Here is an 18,473-nt window from a genome sequence, read left to right as displayed (position 1 = left end):
ATCGTGTTGCCCGCTGAGCGGCTCAGTGGTTCAGCGGGCAAGCGGCTTGTCGGGCAACGGGTCGGCCCCGCGCAGGTCCACCGGCCTCACCGACCCGTCGCACCGGTCTCTCGTCGGACTCCCGACTTCTCGGGCCTTCGGTTTCTCGGACCCTCGGGTCATGGGCTCACCAGGTCGTAGGCTCCTCGGCTTCCCGGACTGTCGGACCGTAGGACCGTAGGACAAAGAGACGGCCCCCATGCCGGACACGGTGGCCGCCGCCCCCGCTGTCAGTGCCGCCCCGCACAATGGAAAGCGCACCGAAGGACGGGACGAAAGGGCGGCGTGACCCATGAGCGTGTGGGACGACCTCGTCGGACAGGAAAGGGTCGGCGGGCACCTGAACGCCGCCGCCCGGGACGCCGACGCCCAGGTCACGGCGGCCACCACCGGCACCCCGCCGCCCGAGGCGTCGAAGATGACGCACGCCTGGCTCTTCACCGGGCCTCCCGGCGCCGGCACCACGCAGACCGCGCGCGCCTTCGCCGCCGCCCTGCAGTGCGTCGGCCCCGACCGCGCCCTCGGCGGCACCCCCGGCTGCGGCTTCTGCGACGGCTGCCACACGGCCCTGGTCGGCACGCACGCCGACGTCACCACGGTCGCCGCCGTCGGCACACAGATCCTCGCCGACGACATGCGGGACACCGTCCGCAAGTCGTACACCTCCCCGGCGAACGGCCGGTGGCAGGTCATCCTCGTCGAGGACGCGGAGCGGCTGAACGAGAAGTCGGCGAACGCCGTCCTCAAAGCCGTCGAGGAGCCGGCCCCGCGCACGGTGTGGCTGCTGTGCGCGCCCTCCGTCGAGGACGTGCTGCCCACGATCCGCTCCCGCTGCCGCCATCTCAACCTGAGCACGCCGTCGGTGGACGCCGTGGCGGACATGCTGGTCCGCAGGGAGGGCGTCGAGCCCGCCGTCGCGGCCGCCGCGGCCCGGGCCACCCAGGGCCACGTGGAACGGGCCCGCCGTCTGGCCACGGACCCGGCCGCACGGGAGCGCCGCGCGACCGTGCTGAAGCTCCCGCTCCGGCTCGACGAGATCGGCGCCTGCCTGAGAGCGGCCCAGGAGCTGGTCGACGCGGCGGCCGAGGACGCCAAGGCGCTCGCCGAGGAGGTGGACGTCAAGGAGACCGAGGAGCTGAAGGCGGCGCTCGGCGCGGCCCAGGGCGGCCGCATGCCGCGCGGTACGGCGGGTGTGATGAAGGACCTGGAGGACAAGCAGAAGCGGCGGCGCACCCGCACGCAGCGCGACAGCCTCGACCTCGCCCTGACCGACCTCACCGGCCTGTACCGGGACGTCCTGGCCCTTCAGCTCGGCTCCCGGGTCGCGATCGCCAACGCGGACGTGGAGGACACCCTGGAGCGCCTGGTGCGGGGCGGTTCCGCGGAGTCCACGCTGCGCCGCATCGAGGCCATCGCCGCCTGCCGTGACGCCCTCGACCGCAATGTGGCCCCGCTGCTGGCCGTCGAGGCCATGACGATGGCGCTGAGAGCCGGCTGAGCCGTGGAGCCGGCGGAGCCGGCCGGGCCGCGGGAGCGGGCCCGGGGCGGCGGCGGTAACTCGTCCGGGGCCACGCCCCGCACACGGCGCACATGGCCGATCGCGCACCGTTACCATCGCCCCATGCACCTCAGCCGCGCCCTGCGCCCGACAGGCCGGAGTATCCGGACCGCCTCCGCCCGCACCACCCGGGCCGGAGGCATCGTCCTCGCGGTCGCCGCCCTGCTGGTGTCGGCCTGCTCCGCCCCCGGTCCCGCGACCCACACCACCTCCGCGGCGCAGGTACTGGCCGCGCTGCCCCCGGCCACGCCCGCCGCCCTGGAGCCCTACTACGCGCAGAAGCCGAGCTGGCGCGACTGCGGTGTCCCCGGCTTCCAGTGCGCCACGATGAAGGCGCCGCTGGACTACGCGAAGCCGGGCGCGGGCGATGTCCGGCTGGCGGTGGCCCGCAAGAAGGCGACGGGCAAGGGCAAGGCGCTGGGCTCCCTGGTGGTCAACCCGGGCGGGCCGGGCGGCTCGGCGATCGGGTACCTCCAGCAGTACGCAGGCGTCGGCTACCCGGCCTCGGTCCGCGCCCGCTACGACATGGTGGCCGTGGACCCGCGCGGCGTCGCCCGCAGCGAGCCCGTCGAGTGCCTCGGCGACCGCGCCATGGACGCCTACACGCAGACCGACCTGACGCCGGACGACCGCAAGGAGACCGAGGCGCTGAGCGGCGCGTTCCGGACGTTCGCCGAGGGCTGCGGCGCCCACGCACCGTCCCTGCTGCGCCACGTCTCCACCGTCGAGGCGGCCCGGGACATGGACATCCTGCGGGCGGTTCTGGGCGATCCGAAGCTGAACTACGTGGGGGCGTCGTACGGCACCTTCCTGGGTGCCACCTACGCCGGGCTCTACCCCGAGCGGGTCGGCCGGATGGTCCTGGACGGCGCGATGGACCCCGCCCTCTCCGCGCGCGAGATGAACCTGGGGCAGACCGAGGGGTTCGAGACGGCGTTCCGCTCGTTCGCGAAGGACTGCGTGCGGCAGAGCGACTGCCCGCTCGGCGGCCGGGGCGCGACCCCCGAGCAGGTCGGGGCGACGCTCCAGGCGTTCTTCCGCAAGCTGGACGCGCACCCGCTGCCGACCGGTGACGCGAGCGGCCGCAAGCTCGGCGAGGCCCTCGCGACCACCGGGGTGATCGCGGCGATGTACGACCAGTCGTCCTGGCCGCAGCTGCGCGAGGCCCTGACCTCGGCCATGAAGGAGAACGACGGCGCCGGCCTGCTGGTCCTGTCCGACAGCTACTACGAGCGCGACGCCTCCGGCCACTACAGCAACCTGATGTTCGCCAACGCCGCCGTCAACTGCCTCGACAGCCCCCCGTCCTTCTCCTCCCCGGAGCAGGTGGAGCAGTCGCTGCCCACCTTCGAGAAGGCCTCCCCGGTCTTCGGCCGCACCCTCGCCTGGGCCTCCCTGAACTGCGCGTACTGGCCGGTCGCACCCACCGGGGAACCGCACCGCATCGAGGCGAAGGGCGCCGCCCCGATCGTGGTCGTCGGCACCACCCGCGACCCGGCGACCCCGTACCGCTGGGCGCAGTCCCTGGCCGGCCAGCTCTCCTCGGCCCGGCTGCTCACCTTCGACGGCGACGGTCACACCGCCTTCGGCCGCGGCAGCGCCTGCATCGACTCCGCGATCGACACGTACCTGCTCCGCGGCACCCCGCCAGCCCCCGGCAAGAGCTGCTCCTGACGCCTCACCCGCCCCGGAACCCGGCCTCCGGGGCGGGTACGAAGCACCCTCGGGACCTGTGTAGACTTACGGACGTTGCCGATCGCACCATGGTGCCGGCAGCGCGCCGCTTTAGCTCAGATGGCCAGAGCAACGCACTCGTAATGCGTAGGTCTCGGGTTCGAATCCCGAAAGCGGCTCCACTGGAAAGGCCCAGGTCATAGCTTCTGACCTGGGCCTTTCCCATTTCCTTGATCGGTGCGCGGTCTGGGGCACTGCCCTCTGGGACGGGACATGGGGCCTGAGGGGGGCGGCACGGTGCCCGGTGGGCCCGCGGTCCGCGGACCTGGTAGCCGCCGGTCGCCCTCCCCCAGGGCGTCCTCACGCTCGGCTGCCTGCTTCACCGGGCCGGGTTCAGGGGACCGCGGACGTCAGGTACGTCAGGTACACCCCTCCCTCGCAGTGGGGCATCTTCCGCAGGGTCCAGCGGCCCCGGACGGTCGTGGAGGAGAAGTTCGACTCGGCGTCGTCCTCCTCCACTTCGCCCTGCTCAGGGGTGTAGCCGGCCGTGGGGAGCCGCTTGTGCAGGAACGCCAGGGTGGTGTCGAAGCCGCCCCGTACGACGGTGGCGACGACGAGCCGGCCGCCGGTGCGGTGCTCCACCGAGGTCACGACCGCGCCGTCGGGCACCGGCAGGCTCTCCGGGAAGTCCTTGGGGAGCGGCAGTGAGGCGGCGGTGGGACAGCCGCCGGGCGCGGCACCGGCCGCACTCCCGGTCGGCTGATCGGTGGCCTGCTCCGCCGCGTACGTCGCCGCCCCCGGGGGCTTGGCGTGCTTGTCCGCAGCCGAGCATCCGGTGACCGCGGCCAGGCCGAGGACGGCTCCTGCCAGAACGGCAGCCGAGGGCGATGGCTTCATCTACCGGCTTCCTCCGGGCTTCTTGCGCGCGCTGCGGACCCCGGCGTCGTACGCGCCGTACAGCGTGTTGCCGGAGGACTGGCGGGCGATGGAGGCCAGCGCGTCGTAGTTCTGCGCACCTCCGGTCGCGCAGGCGCCGGTGCAGCCGTCGGCGTAGGCGACGAGCACGCGGCCCTGGGCGTCGGTGGTGACGTCGATGAAGTCCAGGAGATTGCGGTCCTTGCCGCAGGTGGTGCCGCCCGTGCAGATCGACCCCCTCTGGACGGGGTCGGTGGGGGTGGCGTCGGCGGTGACCCAGGACTGGCCGCCGTCGTAGGTGGTGGCCACGTACAGGTGCCACACGCCGGTGAAGGACGCGTCCTGGTAGTTGCCGCCCGTGGTGGTGCCGAGGAAGGCGAAGGCGGCGCGGTTGTCGTCGCCCGCGGTCACGGTGGGGAAGACGATGTTCTTGATGCCGAGGGCCGCGCCGACGTTCTGGTCGTACAGCCACGTCCTGCCCTTGTCGTGGCTGACGGAGATACGCGGCGTGCCGTCGCTGTTCTGGTAGCCCATGTAGGCGGTCCCGCCGGCCCCGACACCCACGCTCGGGTCCGAGTCACCGGGGGTGCTGGACGGGTTGTCGCGGACGTTCCACGTCAGCCCGTTGTCCTCGGAGACGGCCACGGCCTGATGGCCGCCGCAGCCCTTGTTGGGCACGTACACCGTGCCGTCCGGGGCGACCTTCACATGCCCGTGCAGGCCGCCGCAGTCCAGCAGCGAGTACATCGCAACGGCGGGCCCGTACGTCAGACCGCCGTCCCGGCTGACCGCGCAGGAGGCGTCGGCGATGTCCTGGGAACAGTAGTAGACGGCGTTCGGGTACGACGTGACGGCGCCCGGACCGCCCGGGGCGAAGGGGCCGCCGCCGATGGTCTGGTGGTCCACACCGGAGTTGATGCCCGAGCCGCCCGTCGGCGTCCACGTTTCACCGTCGTCGTCGGTGTAGCAGGTCAGGGCGGTCTTGCCGGCGAGCTGCGACTCGAAGGTGCGGTGGGTCGCCGGGTCGGTGAACAGGATCGGGTCGAGGCTGGTGCTGCTGCCCTGGGGGCACCCGTTGGCCGCGGTCGCGCTCTTGTCCTGCCACGTGGCGGCACCGGCACCGTCGTAGGTGACCTTGAGCGTCGACGTGTACGCCTGGAACATCGCGGCGCCGCTCGAACGGTCGACGCCGATCGAGGGCTCACCGGCGTTGTGCGCGTCCTTGATGCTGTCGGGTGCCCAGGAGTTCGCGTACGTCGGCGGTGTGGCCGTACTCGGTGGGGGATCGGCCGGAGCGGTGACCAGGCTCGCGGTGCCGGTGAAGCTGTCGCCGAGCGGCGCGTACGGCACCACGCGCACGGTGTACGACGCCGACACCGCCGGAAGGAGCACGGTCTCGGGGTCGCTGGAGGAGGCCGAGGCGGCCACCTCCCGGCCGCCCGCATCGAGGACGTACAGGTCGAAGTCGGCGGCGGAGTCCGGCCATTTGACGTCGATGCGCAGGCTGTGACCGGCGTCGTAGCCCGCGGGCACCGACACCTTCAGGGCGTAGTCGTCGCAGGGCTGCGCATTCCCGCAGCTCACCGTCCCGGTAGCGCCGGAGGCGTTCGGAGAGGCGAAGGGACCGGCGCTCCACGTGGTCGTGGGCGCGGTGTCGCTGACGGATCCGGAGGACGGGGTGGCGGCGTTGGCAGCCACGCTCGGCAGGGTTCCGGCGACGAGCGCCAGCAACCCGACGGCGAGACGTCCCCGCGATCGCGGGTGGTGGTGAAGACGGAGTACGGAGAGAAGAGCCACAGGTACCTCGTGGGTTCGCGAGTCGGACGAAGGGCAGGGGCGTGTGGCGGTACGGTTGATGCCTTCGTCTGCTCTACGGGGAGGCGGGCGGCGTCCGTCGCGAGAAACCGAAAAGTGCCCCCGCGCGACTGCGCGAGGGCACTTGCGTCACCTCCGGTCAGAGGGCGTCGACGCCGCTCACCTTCCAGCCGTCGGGGGTGCGGGTGAGCGTCATGCGCACCCGGTTCAGGTCCAGCCGGGGCTGCGCGACCTGAGTGCTCCGGGTGACCTGGTTGACGAAGAGCAGGACGACGGCCCGGTCGGGTGCGGCCGACACCACGGAGACCGCCGGGGCTCCGCCGTCGGTGGGTGCGGCCACGACCGCCTTCACCACGCCGTGGTACTTCGTCGCGGTCGGCGCGACCACGGCCTTCGTGGTTTTGCCGTACTGGTCGCGGAAGTGCCCGGTCAGCAGGGCGCGGGCCCGGGCGAAGTCCCGGTCCAGGTGCCGGTAGTCGTAGGACAGCACGACCGGCGCCGCCTTCCGCGCGGCCGCGAGGGCCTCGTCGCGGGCCTGCTCCGCCTGCCGCTCCTGCCGGTACTGCCACCCGAGCACGGCGACCGCGACCAGGGCCGCCACGAGGACGACGCCCAGCGCCGCGGTGAGCACGCTCCACCCGGCCCTGCGCGGGGGCGTGCCGTCCTCCTGCTCCCCCTCGGGCGACTCGGGTGGCTCGAACGACTCGGGCGACTCGGGCGACTCGGGCTCCGGCGGGTCCTCCCCGCCGTGCTCCGGGGGCTCGATGAGCAGGGAGCGCGCGGAGGGAGTCTGCTCCTCCTGGCGGGCATCGCGCTCGGGGTGCGCGGGCCGCCTGGCGCGCTTGGCTGCCGCACGGGCGGCCGCGGTCATGGTGCGGCGGGCCGGTGAGCCGGTGCCTCGGGTACGGGAGGGCGGGTTCGCCACGGTGTCTCTTCTCATCGATGGCCTCACGGGTGGGTCAGCCCACGAACGCGACGTCGGAGGTCAGCCAGCGGCCGGCCACGCGCGCGAGGTCGAGCTGGAGCCGGTAGGTGCGCGCCTGGCCCTCGGGCGCGGCGGTGTTGGTCACCTTGCTGTCGGCCACGACCAGGACCCGGGCCGAGCGCGCGTCGGACCGCACGATGCCCGCTTCCAGGACCTGCCCCTCGGACACCGACTTGTTCTGCGCGACCAGCTTGGTCAGTTGTGCGGTCTGCGCGGCGAACTGCTTCTTGAACTCGCCGGTGGCGCCCTTCAGCACGTTGCCGCTGTCCCGGCCGTAGTGCCGGTAGTCGAGCGAGGTGAAGCTCAGCGCCGACTGGCGGGCCGCCGCCAGGATGTCCTGACGGCGCTGTTCCGTCGCGCGCTGGTCGGACAGCTTCCAGCCCAGCCAGACGCACGGCACGGTCGTCAGCACGATCGCGGCGGCGAGCCCCGCCGACAGCAGCCTCATGCGTCCGCCTCTCACGCCATCGGTCCCACGAGCAGCCATTGCCACGACTCCTTTCCGAACACGGTCTGTTCGCCGCCCGTCGAGCCGATCTCGAGGGGCGTTCCGTCCGGGCCGGTGACGGTGCCGGTCTCCGGGTCGTACGGGGCCACGAACGCGGACTGGCCGGCGCTGTGCCGCCCGGTCGTCGCGCCGGGCGCGTTCTGTGCTCCGCGCACCGAGGTCTTGCTGCCGCGCGGTGCCGTGCAGTGCGCGCCGGTGTTCGCCGGGCGCGTGCTGGTGTCGGCGGGGTCGCGCCGCTGGGTGCCGTAGCCCTGGGTGCACGCGGGAGGGTCGTCGGCGTTCACGGTCAGCCCGAAGTGGGTGGTGCCGTCGCCGGGGATGACCGTGTAGCTGCCCGCGACCGTGAGCGGGAGCGTGACCAGGGCCTGTTCGACGCCGGGCAGCCGGGCCACGGTGATCTGGCCGCCGCTGATGAGGTTGGCCAGCAGGACCGGCACGTGCGGCCGCGTGGACTTCAGCAGGGAGTCGATCTCCTGCCCGGCGGGCACCGTGGAGCCGATCAGCCGGCGCAGGTCGCCGTCGCTCGACTTCAGCTGCCCGGTGAGCGTGGCGAGATCGCGGGAGAACGACTTGATGGCCGAGCCCTGGTCGGCCTGCGTCTTGAGCACCGTCCGCGAGTTCTCGATCAGCGAGACCGTCTGGGGGAGCGACTCGGATGCCGACTCCACCAGCGTGTCGCCGGAGTCCACCAGCCGGCTCAGGTTCGGTCCGGTGCCGGCGAACGCCTTCCCCAGCTCGTCGACGGTGACCCGCAGATCGTCCTTGCCTACCGAGTTGACCAGCCGGTCGAGGCTGAGGACCAGGTCGGTGACCGGCAGCGGGGTCCGGGTGCGGCTGCGCGGGATCGGGCTGGCCGCCGTGAGGTACGGCCCGCCCGACCGCCGTGGCTGGAGGTCGACGTACTGCTCGCCCACCGCCGAGCGGTCGGCGATCACCGCGAGCGTGTCGGCCGGGATCCTCGGGGCGCCGTCCTCGATCTTCAGCGCCACCGAGACCCCTGAGCCGGTCAGCCGAAGATCGCCCACGCGGCCCACCGGCACCCCCCGGTAGGTGACCTCGGCGCCGGGGAAGACGCCCCCGGACTCGGCGAAGTCGGCGCGCACGGTGTACCCGCGGTGCAGGACGTCGTCCACCAGGCCCGTGTACCGGGCGCCGACGTACGACACCCCGAGGGCGGTGACGGTCGCGAAGGCGAGCAGCTGGGCCTTGACCGTACGTGTGATCACGGCAGTATCCCCTTCAGCATCAGCTCGGCGAGGCCGGGATCGACCCCCGGCGGGAGGCGACGCGAGCCGCCCCCGGTGCCGTAGGCGGCGGTGCACACCGGCGGGCACAGCAGGGTGCTGCCGTCGGAGGGCGTCGAGGGCACGGCGGGCGTCGAGGGCACGGGCGGCACGGAGGGCACGGGCGGGGTGCTCGGCAGGGGCGGGAGGGACGGGAGAGGGGTGGGAGTGGGGACTCCGGGAAGATGCGGTGTCCCGGGGGACGGGGACTTCCCGGGTTTGCCGGGCTTGCCGGTGACGTTGCCGTAGAGGCCGGCCAGATCGAGGTCGGCGGTGATCTTCAGGTTGACGTAGTCGCCCTTGACGGCGTCCGTCGCGTTGCGCGGGAACGGGTACGTGGTCAGGAGTTCGAGGGAGTTGGGCAGGTCGTCGCCGGCCTTGTTCAGCTCCTGCAGGATGGGCCGGAGGTTCTTCAGGTCGGCGACGGTGTCGTCGTGGGAGGCGTTCACCACCTTGGTGCCGGTCCTGCCGAGCCTGGACAGGGCGGTGAGCATCTTCGTCAGGTCCTTGCGCTGGTCGGCGAGGGCCTTCAGGGCGGGCGGCATGGTGTCGACGGCCAGGGCGATCGTCCTCTTCTCCTTCTTCAGCCGCCGTGCGAGCCGGTCGACGCCCTTCAGCGCGCGCACGATCTCCGCCCGCTGGTCGTCGAGGCCTCCGAGGAACGTGTCGAGCTGCTTCAACAGGGACCTGACCCGGTCCTCGCGGCCGCTGAGGGCCTTGTTCAACTCGACGGTGATCGTCTTCAGCTGGGCCACCCCGCCGCCGTTGAGCAGCGCGGACAGGGCCGACAGCACCTCCTCGACCTCCGGGTTGCGGCCGCTGCGGGACAGCGGGATGCGGTCGCCGTCGTGGAGCCGTCCGACGGGCCGCAGGCCGGCCGGCGCGGACAGGGCGACGTACTTCTCGCCGAGCATGCTGGTCTGCCTCAGATCGGCGACCGCGTTGCCGGGCAGCTTCACCGAGTCGGCGATCCTGAGCCGCACGCGGGCGTGCCAGCCGTCCAGTTCCACCTTCTCGACCGTGCCGACGGTGACGTCGTTGACCTTGACCGCCGACTGCGGCACCAGGTCCAGGACGTCCCGGAAATCGACGGTGACGTGGTAGGCGTGACCGTCCGAGGCGGCGCCGCCGGGGAGCGGGACGTCGTACCAACCGTTGAACTCGCAGCCGGTCAGCAGCAGCGAGCCGATCGCCGTCCAGGCCGCCACCCGGGCCGTGCGCTGCACGCTCATGCCGGTGCCCCCAGAATTCCGCCGAGGGTCTTGTCGACCGTGCCCGTCGACGCCGGGGCCGAGGGAACCTTGGGCAGGGAGTCGAGGAGCTTCTTCAGCCCGGCACAGTTGTCGTGGTCGTCGCCGGTCGTCTTCAGGATCGAGCAGAGAAGGGAGGACGGATCCTGCGGGGTCTGCGCGTTGTTGCGGGTGTCGAGGGTGCCGGCGGCGGGGTTGTAGGCGTTCTGCAGGTTCGACAGGCCCGTGGGGGCGACGGTCAACAGCTCCTCCAGGGCGTCCCGTTGGGTGACAAGGACCTTGGTGACCTTGGCCAGGCCCTTCACGTCCGAGGTCAGCTCCTTCTTGTTGCCCTTCACGAATCCGGACACGTCGCCGAGTGCGGCGGCCAGGTACTTCAGCGCGGCCGCGAGATCCTTGCGCTCCCCGGCGAGTTGCCCGGCCACGTCGGCGAGGTCGGTGTTGAACGACCGCACGCTGGTGTCGTCCGCGGCCAGTGCGGCCGTGAACACCTGGAGGTTCCGCACGGTCCCGAACAGGTCGCCGCGTCCGTCGGACAGCGTGGTGACCGCCTGGGACAGGTCCTCCACCGTCTGGTTGATGTTCGCGCCCTGCCCCCGGAGGTTGTCCGCGCTCACCCCGAGCAGCCGGGACAGCGAGCCCTTCTTGTTGGCACCGTTCGGGCCGAGCGCGTCGGCCGTGGTGTGCAGGCTGTCGAAGACCCGGTCCAGCTCGACGGGGACGGCCGTACGGGACTCGGGGATGACGTCTCCGTCCTGCAGTACGGCGCCCTTGCGGTACACCGGCAGCAGCTGCACGTAACGGTCGCTGACCACCGTCGAGTTGATGATGGCGGCCTGGGCGTCGGCGGGGACCTTGCGGCCCCGGTCGTATTCCAGCTCCACCCGTACCCGGTCGCCCTCCGGCGTGACGTTCCTGACCTCGCCGATGCGGACGCCGAGGACGCGCACGTCGGAGCCGGGGTAGACGCCGACGGTGCGGGGGAAGTACGCCGTGACGTGGACGGGGGCGGGGCCCGGCCAGAGGACGACGGCGAGGCCGACGACGACCGCGAGCGCGGTGAACAGGGCCAGGAGTCTGCGGGTCATCGGGTGCCCCCCGTCCGCGGCGTGACCGGGGCAGGGACCACGTTCTGGATGTAGGAGTCGAACCAGCGGCCGTTGCCGAGGGTGTTGGTGAAGAGCCGTACGTAGGGGGCGAGCAGCCCGACGCTGCGGTCGAGGCTCGCCTGGTTGCGTTCGAGCATCGTCACGAAGGTGTTGAGGTTCTTCAGCGCGGGTCCAATCTCCTTGCTGTTGTCCTCGACCAGGCCGGACAGCTCGATGCCCAGCAGCGCGGAGCTCTTGAGCAGCTTGTGGATCGCCGCGCGCCGCTTGCTGATCTCCTTGAACAGGGCGTCGCCGTCCTTCACCAGCGTGGTGAAGTCCTTCGTGTGACCGGCCAGCACCTTGGTGACTCCGTTCGCATGGTCCAGGAGCCCGCGCAGCGCCTTGTCACGGGCGGCGACGGTGCGGGAGATCCGCGACAGCCCCTTGATCGACGCCCGCACCTCCTCGGGGGAGTCCTGGAAGGTGACGGAGATCGTGTCCAGTGCCTTCGCGAGCCGGCTGGTGTCGACCTCCTCGGTGGTGGTCGTCAGGTCGCTGAAGGCCTGGACGACGTCGTACGCCGACACGGTCCGCCCCAGCGGGATCTCGCTGCCCGGTTCCAACTGGCCGGGCCCCTTCGGGTACAGGGCCAGGTACTTCGCGCCGAGGATCGTCTTGACACGGATCGACGCACCCGTGTCGGTACCGAACCCCGGGTGGCCCTTCACCTTGAAGGTCACCTTGACGTGGTCGCCGTCCAGGTCGACGTCGTCGACCTTGCCGACCTTGACCCCGGCGATCCGCACCTCGTCGCCCGGCTTGAGGCCGCCGGCCTCGGAGAAGGCCGCGCTGTAGGTGTCGCCGCCGCCGATCAGCGGCAGGCTGTCGGCGTTGAAGGCGGCCACGGTGAGCAGCGCCAGGACGGTGAGGCCGACGGCGCCCACGACGACCGGGTTGCGCTCGCGGAAGGGCTTCAGGCGTGGGCGCCGGAGCCGGATCCTGGGCAGCCTGGGTGGCAGGACGTGCACCTTGACGAGGGGTCGGGGGCGGGGTGTGCGTGTGGGCAGCAGCCTGGGGAGTCTCGGCAGCCTGGGTGGCAGGACGTGCACCTTGACGAGGGGCTGGGGGCGGGGTGTGCGTGTGGGCAGCAGCCTGGGGAGTCTCGGCAGCCTGGGTGGCAGGACGTGCACCTTGACGAGGGGCTGGGGGCGGGGTGTGCGTGTGGGCAGCAGCCTGGGGAGTCTCGGCAGCTTCGGCCGCAGGACCCGGACCCTGACCAGCGGCTCGGGGCGGCGGACGGTGCGCCGCCTGGTGCGCATGCTCATCCGCCGCACCTCGCCCGCGCCACGTGCATCTCCGGGGAGATCACCTGCTTGGTCTTCGGCAGCACGATCCGGCCGTCGAAGTCGCAGAGGTAGAAGTTGAACCACGAGCCGTACGAGGCGGTCCCCGTCAGCTTCTCGAGCTTGTTCGGCAGCCGCTTCAGGACGCCCTCCACGGTGTTGTCGTTCTTGTTCAGCGTTCCGGTGAGATCGCCGAGCCCGGCGATGTCGTCCTTCAGCGGTGGACGCGCGTCCTTCAGCAGCCCCGACGTGACGTCCGTGAGGTCGCCGATGCTCACCAGCGACTCCCCGATGGGCTTGCGGTCGGCGGACAGCCCGGCGACCAGCCGGCGCAGCTGCGTGAGCAGCGCGGAGAAGCGGGAGCCGCGCTGGTCGAGCGTCTCCAGGACGGTGTTGAGGTTGTCGACCACCGAACCGATCAGCTTGTCGCGGTCGGCGAGGGTGCTGGTGAGTGAGGCCGTGTGCGCGAGCAGGCTGTTCACCGTGCCGTCCTCGCCCTGGAGGGTCTGGACGATCTCGGTCGCGAGCTGGTTGACGTCGTTCGGGCTGAGCGCGGCGAACAGCGGCTTGAAGCCGTTCAGCAGGGCGTTGAGGTCCAGAGCCGGCTGGGTCCGGGACAGCGGGATGGTGCCGCCCGGCCGCAGCCGGGCGGTGACGTCGCCCGTGCCCTCGGTGAGGGCGATGTACCTCTGCCCGACCAGGTTGCGGTAGCGGACGACCGCGTGGGTCCCGGCGAGCAGCGGCCGGTCCGCGCCGACGGTGAACGTGACCTCCGCCAGGGTCCGGTCCTTGATCCGGATGTCCTCGACCTCTCCCACCCGTACGCCGGCCACCCGGATGTCGTCGCCGGTCTCCAGCCCGGTGACGTCGGTGAACACCGCGTGATAGGTGTCCTTGGGGGTGAAGGAGACGTTGACGATGGTGGCGGCGAGCAGCGCCGTCGCCGCGATCGTGACCAGCGCGAAGAGGCTGAACTTGACCAGCGGGGCGACGGTCTGCCGGGCTCCTGACCCGCTCATGCGACACTCACCGCCGTTCCGCGCGCGAGTGGACCGAACAGGAGCGTCGCCACGGGCGGCACCTGGTCCGCGGGGACGCCCATGACGGGGGCCACGAGCGAGCCGACGGTCCGCTGCTCGGCCCGGGTGGCGGACACGTCGGTACCTCCGGGGAGTGCGCCGCCGGAACCTCCGGCCGACGTGCCGTCGTCGAGATGCGGCTTCGGCCCGGGCACCTGCGGATGCGGCAGGCCGCGGCAGTTCGGACCGGACCGCTCGCCGTACACCGGCTCCTCACCGGGCTGGTACGCCCCCTGCGGCCGGACGACCTCGAGGGTGATCCGCATCTCGCCGCCCCGGAACGCGTCCTGCGACGCCTGCTCCTGCCGGACCAGGCCCTGGAACAGGCACGGGTACTCGGGGGAGTAGCGGGCGAACAGCTCCAGCGTGGGGCGGGAGACCCGGCCCAGGGTGATCAGCCGGTCGCCGTTCTCGGACAGGAAGTCGTTCGCCGTGCCCGCCACGGTGGCGGTCGTACGCAGAGCCGAGGCCAACTGGTCCTTCTTTTCGACGATCGTTCGGCTGGTGGTGACCGTGTTGCGCAGGATCCGCATCAGGTCGGGCGCGGCGTCGCCGTACACCTCGGCGACGTCCGCGAACCGCGTGATGTCCTCCTTGAGGGAGGGCATGTGCGGGTTGAGGCGGCGCAGATAGCCGTCGACCCGGGTGAGGTTGTCGCCGATCCGGTCGCCGCGGCCCTCCAGCGCGGTGGCGAACGCCGAGAGTGTGGCGTTGAGTTCACCCGGCTGGACCGTGCGCAGCAGCGGCAGCAGGTCGTTCATCAGCTGCTGCACCTCGATGCCGACCTTCGTGCGGTCCTGGGTGATGACATCGCCCGCACGGATCGGCCGGGCCGGCGCGTGCGCGGTACCGGAGGGAGCGACCAGGTCGACGTACTTCTCGCCGAACAGTGTCTTGGGCAGCAGCCGCGCGTGCACGTCCGAGGGGATGGACGACACGTACTGCGGGTTGAGCGCGATGTCGAGGGTCGCCTTCGTGCCGTCGGCGTGCACGTCGCGCACCTCGCCGACGAGCAGCCCGCGCAGCTTGACGTCGGCGCGCGGATCGAGCTGGTTGCCGAGGGTGTCGGCCTCCAGGGTGATGGGCACCACGGTGGTGAACGCCTGCTGGTAGACGGCCACCGCGAGTGACAGCAGCAGCGCGAGCACGGCCAGGAACGCCATGCCGTACAGCCTGAGTCTCATTCTGTGCGTGTGCACCGCTGTCACCCCGCTATCCGTACCGTCGTGGTGGCGCCCCAGATCGCGAGGCTCAGGAAGAAGTCCAGGACGTTGACGGCGACGATCGAGGTCCGCACCGCCCGGCCCACCGCGACGCCGACACCGGCCGGGCCGCCGCTCGCGTGGTAGCCGTAGTAGCAGTGCACCAGGATGATCAGCAGGGCGAAGACGATCACCTTGCCGAAGGACCAGAACACGTCGACGGGCGGCAGGTACTGGTGGAAGTAGTGGTCGTACGTGCCGGTCGACTGTCCGTAGTAGGCGGTGGTGATGGTGCGGGCGGCCAGGTACGAGGACAGCAGCCCGATCACGTACAGCGGGATCACCGCGACGAAGCCGGCGATCATCCGCGTCGTCACCAGGAACGGCAGCGACGGGACGCCCATCACCTCCAGCGCGTCGGTCTCCTCGCTGATCCGCATCGCACCGAGCTGCGCGGTGAACCCCGCGCCGACCGTCGCGGACAGGGCGAGTCCGGCCACCAGCGGGGCGATCTCCCGGGTGTTGAAGTACGCCGACAGGAACGCCACGAAGTTGGAGGTGCCGAGCTGGTTGAGGGCCGCGTAGCCCTGGAGGCCGACCTCGGTGCCGGTGAAGAAGGACAGGAACGCGATCACGCCGACCGTGCCACCGACGACGGCGAGCGCGCCGCGCCCGAAGCTCACCTCGGCGAGCAGCCGCAGGATCTCCTTCTTGTAGCGGCGCAGGGTGCGGCCCGTCCAGGCCAAGGACCGCCCGTAGAAGGACAACTGGGCGCCCAGCTCTTCGAGCGAGCGCAAGGGGCGGTCGAGGAGTTTGTGCGGTCTCATCGGCTAACCCCTCTGCGGGACGACCTGGAAGTACACGGCGGTCATCACGAAGTTGGTCACGAACAGCAGCATGAAGGTGATCACCACGGACTGGTTGACGGCATCGCCCACGCCCTTCGGCCCGCCCTGCGCCGTCAGCCCCTTGTAGGAGGCGACGATCGCTGCGATGGCCCCGAACACCAGCGCCTTGATCTCCGCCGCCCACAGGTCGGACAACTGGGCGAGGGTGGTGAAGGACGCCAGGTAGGCGCCGGGCGTGCCGTGCTGGAGGACGACGTTGAAGAAGTAGCCGCCCGCGACGCCGACCACCGAGACCAGGCCGTTGAGGAGCACGGCCACGACCATCGAGGCCAGCACCCGCGGTACGACGAGCCGGTGGATCGGGTCGATGCCGAGCACCTGCATCGCGTCGATCTCGTCCCGGATCTTGCGCGCCCCGAGGTCCGCGCAGATCGCCGTGCCACCCGCGCCCGCGATCAGCAGCGCGGTGACGATCGGCGAGGCCTCCCGCAGCACGGCGAGCACGGACGCGGCACCGGAGAAGGACTGCGCGCCCAACTGCCGTGTCAGGCTGCCGATCTGCAGCGCGATGACCGCTCCGAAGGGGATCGACACCAAGGCCGTCGGCAGGATCGTGACGCTCGCGACGAACCACGCCTGCTGGATGAACTCCCGTGCCTGGAAAGGCCGGCGGGGGAGGGACCGGACGACGTCCAGCGCCATCGCGAAGAGGTTGCCCGACTGCCGGAGCGCACCCGTCGGGGAGATCCTCATGCGCTCGTCACCCCCGTCCCGTGCCGCTCTGCCTCGCGCCTCGCGATCACCTCCCAGCGGGGCGGGCGGGCGATGCCGGCGCCGGGGAGCAGGCGGGGAGTCAGCGCATCGGCCGGGCCGCCCTCGTCGATCTGGGCCAGCTCCTGCTCGACCTGGGCCGCGTCCTTCTCCTCCGCCATGCCGATCGGCCCCTGCATCCGGCCGTTCAGGAACTGCCGTACGACGGGCTCGTCACTGGCCAGCAGCTCCTCGCGGGGCCCGAACATCACCAGCTCGCGCCGGAACAGCAGCCCGATGTTGTCCGGGACCTGGCGGGCCGAGGCGATGTCGTGGGTGACGATCAGGAAGGTCGCGTCGATCTGTGCGTTGAGATCGACGATGAGCTGATTGAGGTAGGCCACGCGGACCGGGTCCAGGCCCGAGTCCGGTTCGTCGAACAGGATGATTTCCGGGTCGAGGACCAGGGCACGGGCGAGCCCGGCCCGCTTGCGCATACCGCCGGAGATCTCGCCGGGCAGCTTCCCCTCGGCGCCGATCAGCCCGACCATGTCCATCTTCTCGAGGACGATCCGCTTGATCTCGCTCTCGGACTTGCGGGTGTGCTCGCGGAGCGGGAAGGCGATGTTGTCGTAGAGGTTCATCGAGCCGAACAGCGCGCCGTCCTGGAACAGCACGCCGAACAGCTTCCGCACCTCGTACAGGTCGTGCTCGCGCAGGCGGGTGATGTCCCGGCCCGCGATCTTCACCGAGCCCCGATCCGGCTTCAGCAGTCCCACGAGCGTCTTGAGGAACACCGACTTGCCCGTCCCCGAGGGGCCGAGCATCACCGAGACCTCCCCGGCGGGCAGCGTCAGCGAGACGTCCTGCCAGATGACCTGGTGGCCGAAGGACTTGGTCAGCCCTTCCACACAGATCTCGACACCCATCCGGTTCCGCCCTTCGCCCGTGGAGCAGCTGCGACATCTGCTCTACGGGGAGGGGAGGGGCGTCCGTCGCGGCGGACGCAGAATTCTTTGCGGACGCGTGTTCGGGGCGCTACGGCAGCTGCGGCGACGGTGTGCGCGAAGGCGCCGGCGGGGCGGGGACGGACGGCGGGGCGGACGGCAGGGCCGGAGTCGGGGCCGGGGCCGGGGGGAGCGACGGGATCGCCGAGGGGGCCGCCTTCGTCGGCAGGCCCGGCACGGCGGCCGGCGCGCCCGGAACGGCGGCCGGAAGCACCGGCACCTTCGGCGCCTCGGGCACCTGTGGCACCGACAGGTCCGAGAGCGCGGACGCGGACACGTTCGGCAGGGACGGCACCCGCAGTGGCAGGGACGTCTTCCCGGTGGACGAGGGCGTCCGACTCCGGGTCCGGGGCGCCGGGCGCGAGGACGGGGGCGTCCTGGGGACGCTCCCCCGGCCCGTGGCCTCGCCGTCCAGGACCCGCTGGTGACCGGAGACGGCCGGCCGCGGCACCGGACCGCCCCCGCCCCCGTCGAACGCGTACGGCAGTACGAACACCGCCACCACCAGGGTCGCCGCCGTCGAGGTGACCGCGACCGCCTGGACGTTGCCGCTCCCGCGCAGCCGCCCGCGCCCGACCAGGAACAGCACCAGCCCGAGCGTCCCGGCCAGCGAGGCGCGCAGCGTCCGCCGGGCCCGGGCGAGCAGCGACTCGACGGTCCGGTAGCTGAGCCCCATCCGCACCGCGACCTGGCTCACGTCCAGGTCCTCGGACCTCAGCCGAAGCGCCTCCGCCTGCCGGGCGGGCAACTCGCCGCTGCGCACGGCGAGCCACCTCGCCTCGGCCCGGTCGCACACCGCCTCCTCGACGGGTACCGGGCCCGGTGCGACGAGTGTGGGACGACTGCCCACCTCGGCCTCGCGGTTGACCTGCCGGTACCGGTCGACGCACAGCCGCATCGTCACCGTCGTCAACCAGGCGCCCAGCCGCTCGTCGTCGAGGTCCGGGCGCTCCGCGGCTCGGAGCATCGCCTCGTGAACGGCGTCCTCGGCGTCCTCCCGGCTCATGGATCGCCGCCGGGCCACCTTGAGCAGCTGCTCGCGATGGCTCCACATGCGCCGCCAACGCTCGTCGGCGACCGCTGTGTCCGCAGGCATGTCCGTCGCCATGAGGGCCCCTTCGCACTCACC

16 protein-coding genes and 1 tRNA gene are annotated in these 18,473 nt (G+C 71.7%); 3 read left to right on the top strand and 14 right to left on the bottom strand.

Annotated elements, in window-relative coordinates; genetic code table 11:
• Window positions 1-331: 331 nt before the first annotated feature.
• The 3 genes from P3H78_RS18940 to P3H78_RS18930 all read left to right on the top strand — a co-directional run bounded on the left by P3H78_RS18940 (window position 332) and on the right by P3H78_RS18930 (window position 3,453).
• Entirely contained in the window at window positions 332-1,537 is a 1,206-nt protein-coding gene (locus P3H78_RS18940) for a DNA polymerase III subunit delta' (RefSeq protein WP_276110221.1), read from the top strand.
• Between the two features lie 123 nt (window positions 1,538-1,660).
• On the top strand, window positions 1,661-3,271 hold the full coding sequence (locus P3H78_RS18935; protein ID WP_276110220.1) for an alpha/beta hydrolase: 1,611 nt from the start codon (window positions 1,661-1,663) through the stop codon (window positions 3,269-3,271).
• 105 nt (window positions 3,272-3,376) lie between these two features.
• Window positions 3,377-3,453: transfer RNA gene (locus tag P3H78_RS18930), tRNA-Thr, on the top strand.
• 211 nt (window positions 3,454-3,664) lie between these two features.
• Here P3H78_RS18930 and P3H78_RS18925 read toward each other — a convergent pair.
• From P3H78_RS18925 to P3H78_RS18860, 14 genes are all read right to left on the bottom strand, one after another.
• Window positions 3,665-4,168, bottom strand: a complete 504-nt coding sequence (locus tag P3H78_RS18925) for a hypothetical protein (RefSeq protein WP_276110219.1) — start codon at window positions 4,166-4,168, stop codon at window positions 3,665-3,667.
• Window positions 4,169-5,884 carry a sialidase family protein gene (locus P3H78_RS18920; protein WP_276110218.1) on the bottom strand — a complete coding sequence of 572 codons (1,716 nt, stop codon included), beginning with the start codon at window positions 5,882-5,884 and terminating at the stop codon, window positions 4,169-4,171.
• Window positions 5,885-6,140: 256 nt separating this feature from the next.
• Window positions 6,141-6,926, bottom strand: a complete 786-nt coding sequence (locus tag P3H78_RS18915) for an Rv1363c family protein (protein ID WP_276110217.1) — start codon at window positions 6,924-6,926, stop codon at window positions 6,141-6,143.
• 34 nt (window positions 6,927-6,960) lie between these two features.
• Window positions 6,961-7,434 carry an Rv1363c family protein gene (locus tag P3H78_RS18910; RefSeq protein ID WP_276110216.1) on the bottom strand — a complete coding sequence of 158 codons (474 nt, stop codon included), beginning with the start codon at window positions 7,432-7,434 and terminating at the stop codon, window positions 6,961-6,963.
• Window positions 7,435-7,445: 11 nt separating this feature from the next.
• The gene (locus tag P3H78_RS18905; protein ID WP_276110215.1) at window positions 7,446-8,720 is read right to left on the bottom strand and encodes an MCE family protein; all 1,275 of its coding nucleotides are present in this window, start codon (window positions 8,718-8,720) and stop codon (window positions 7,446-7,448) included.
• Window positions 8,717-10,009: an MCE family protein gene (locus P3H78_RS18900; protein WP_276110214.1), complete on the bottom strand. Its 1,293-nt coding sequence runs from the start codon at window positions 10,007-10,009 to the stop codon at window positions 8,717-8,719. The genes P3H78_RS18905 and P3H78_RS18900 overlap by 4 nt, the downstream gene beginning before the upstream one ends.
• Entirely contained in the window at window positions 10,006-11,115 is a 1,110-nt protein-coding gene (locus P3H78_RS18895) for an MCE family protein (protein ID WP_276110213.1), read from the bottom strand. Before P3H78_RS18895 ends, P3H78_RS18900 begins: the two co-directional genes overlap by 4 nt.
• A complete protein-coding gene (locus tag P3H78_RS18890) occupies window positions 11,112-12,092 on the bottom strand; it encodes an MCE family protein (protein ID WP_276110399.1) in 981 nt (326 codons plus the stop codon). The genes P3H78_RS18895 and P3H78_RS18890 overlap by 4 nt, the downstream gene beginning before the upstream one ends.
• 344 nt (window positions 12,093-12,436) lie before the next feature.
• Complete coding sequence (locus tag P3H78_RS18885; RefSeq protein WP_276110212.1) at window positions 12,437-13,477, bottom strand: MCE family protein; 1,041 nt, start codon at window positions 13,475-13,477, stop codon at window positions 12,437-12,439.
• Window positions 13,474-14,721: an MCE family protein gene (locus P3H78_RS18880; protein WP_276110211.1), complete on the bottom strand. Its 1,248-nt coding sequence runs from the start codon at window positions 14,719-14,721 to the stop codon at window positions 13,474-13,476. The genes P3H78_RS18885 and P3H78_RS18880 overlap by 4 nt, the downstream gene beginning before the upstream one ends.
• Window positions 14,722-14,741: 20 nt before the next feature.
• Window positions 14,742-15,566 (bottom strand): MlaE family ABC transporter permease, encoded by an 825-nt coding sequence (locus P3H78_RS18875; protein ID WP_276110210.1) that lies wholly within the window; start codon window positions 15,564-15,566, stop codon window positions 14,742-14,744.
• Window positions 15,567-15,569: 3 nt separating this feature from the next.
• Window positions 15,570-16,340, bottom strand: a complete 771-nt coding sequence (locus P3H78_RS18870) for an MlaE family ABC transporter permease (protein ID WP_276110209.1) — start codon at window positions 16,338-16,340, stop codon at window positions 15,570-15,572.
• Window positions 16,337-17,266: an ABC transporter ATP-binding protein gene (locus tag P3H78_RS18865; protein WP_276110208.1), complete on the bottom strand. Its 930-nt coding sequence runs from the start codon at window positions 17,264-17,266 to the stop codon at window positions 16,337-16,339. The genes P3H78_RS18870 and P3H78_RS18865 overlap by 4 nt, the downstream gene beginning before the upstream one ends.
• A gap of 109 nt (window positions 17,267-17,375) precedes the next feature.
• On the bottom strand, window positions 17,376-18,440 hold the full coding sequence (locus P3H78_RS18860; protein WP_276110207.1) for a sigma-70 family RNA polymerase sigma factor: 1,065 nt from the start codon (window positions 18,438-18,440) through the stop codon (window positions 17,376-17,378).
• Window positions 18,441-18,473 lie beyond the last annotated feature (33 nt).

This window comes from Streptomyces tropicalis, from assembly GCF_029269835.1.
GTDB classification, from domain to species: domain Bacteria; phylum Actinomycetota; class Actinomycetes; order Streptomycetales; family Streptomycetaceae; genus Streptomyces; species Streptomyces tropicalis.
The sequence above is the reverse complement of the archived record's forward strand: the minus strand, read 5'-3'. Positions and strand labels throughout refer to the sequence as shown.

Excerpts from the sequence above, each read along its gene's own strand:
- P3H78_RS18870 (WP_276110209.1), bottom strand. The coding sequence starts at position 16,340 with ATGAGGATCTCCCCGACGGGTGCGCTCCGGCAGTCGGGCAACCTCTTC.
- P3H78_RS18875 (WP_276110210.1), bottom strand. The coding sequence starts at position 15,566 with ATGAGACCGCACAAACTCCTCGACCGCCCCTTGCGCTCGCTCGAAGAG.
- P3H78_RS18860 (WP_276110207.1), bottom strand. The coding sequence starts at position 18,440 with ATGCCTGCGGACACAGCGGTCGCCGACGAGCGTTGGCGGCGCATGTGG.
- P3H78_RS18900 (WP_276110214.1), bottom strand. The coding sequence starts at position 10,009 with ATGAGCGTGCAGCGCACGGCCCGGGTGGCGGCCTGGACGGCGATCGGC.
- P3H78_RS18885 (WP_276110212.1), bottom strand. The coding sequence starts at position 13,477 with ATGAGCGGGTCAGGAGCCCGGCAGACCGTCGCCCCGCTGGTCAAGTTC.
- P3H78_RS18910 (WP_276110216.1), bottom strand. The coding sequence starts at position 7,434 with ATGAGGCTGCTGTCGGCGGGGCTCGCCGCCGCGATCGTGCTGACGACC.
- P3H78_RS18880 (WP_276110211.1), bottom strand. The coding sequence starts at position 14,721 with ATGAGACTCAGGCTGTACGGCATGGCGTTCCTGGCCGTGCTCGCGCTG.
- P3H78_RS18925 (WP_276110219.1), bottom strand. The coding sequence starts at position 4,168 with ATGAAGCCATCGCCCTCGGCTGCCGTTCTGGCAGGAGCCGTCCTCGGC.
- P3H78_RS18895 (WP_276110213.1), bottom strand. The coding sequence starts at position 11,115 with ATGACCCGCAGACTCCTGGCCCTGTTCACCGCGCTCGCGGTCGTCGTC.
- P3H78_RS18865 (WP_276110208.1), bottom strand. The coding sequence starts at position 17,266 with ATGGGTGTCGAGATCTGTGTGGAAGGGCTGACCAAGTCCTTCGGCCAC.
- P3H78_RS18935 (WP_276110220.1), top strand. The coding sequence starts at position 1,661 with ATGCACCTCAGCCGCGCCCTGCGCCCGACAGGCCGGAGTATCCGGACC.
- P3H78_RS18940 (WP_276110221.1), top strand. The coding sequence starts at position 332 with ATGAGCGTGTGGGACGACCTCGTCGGACAGGAAAGGGTCGGCGGGCAC.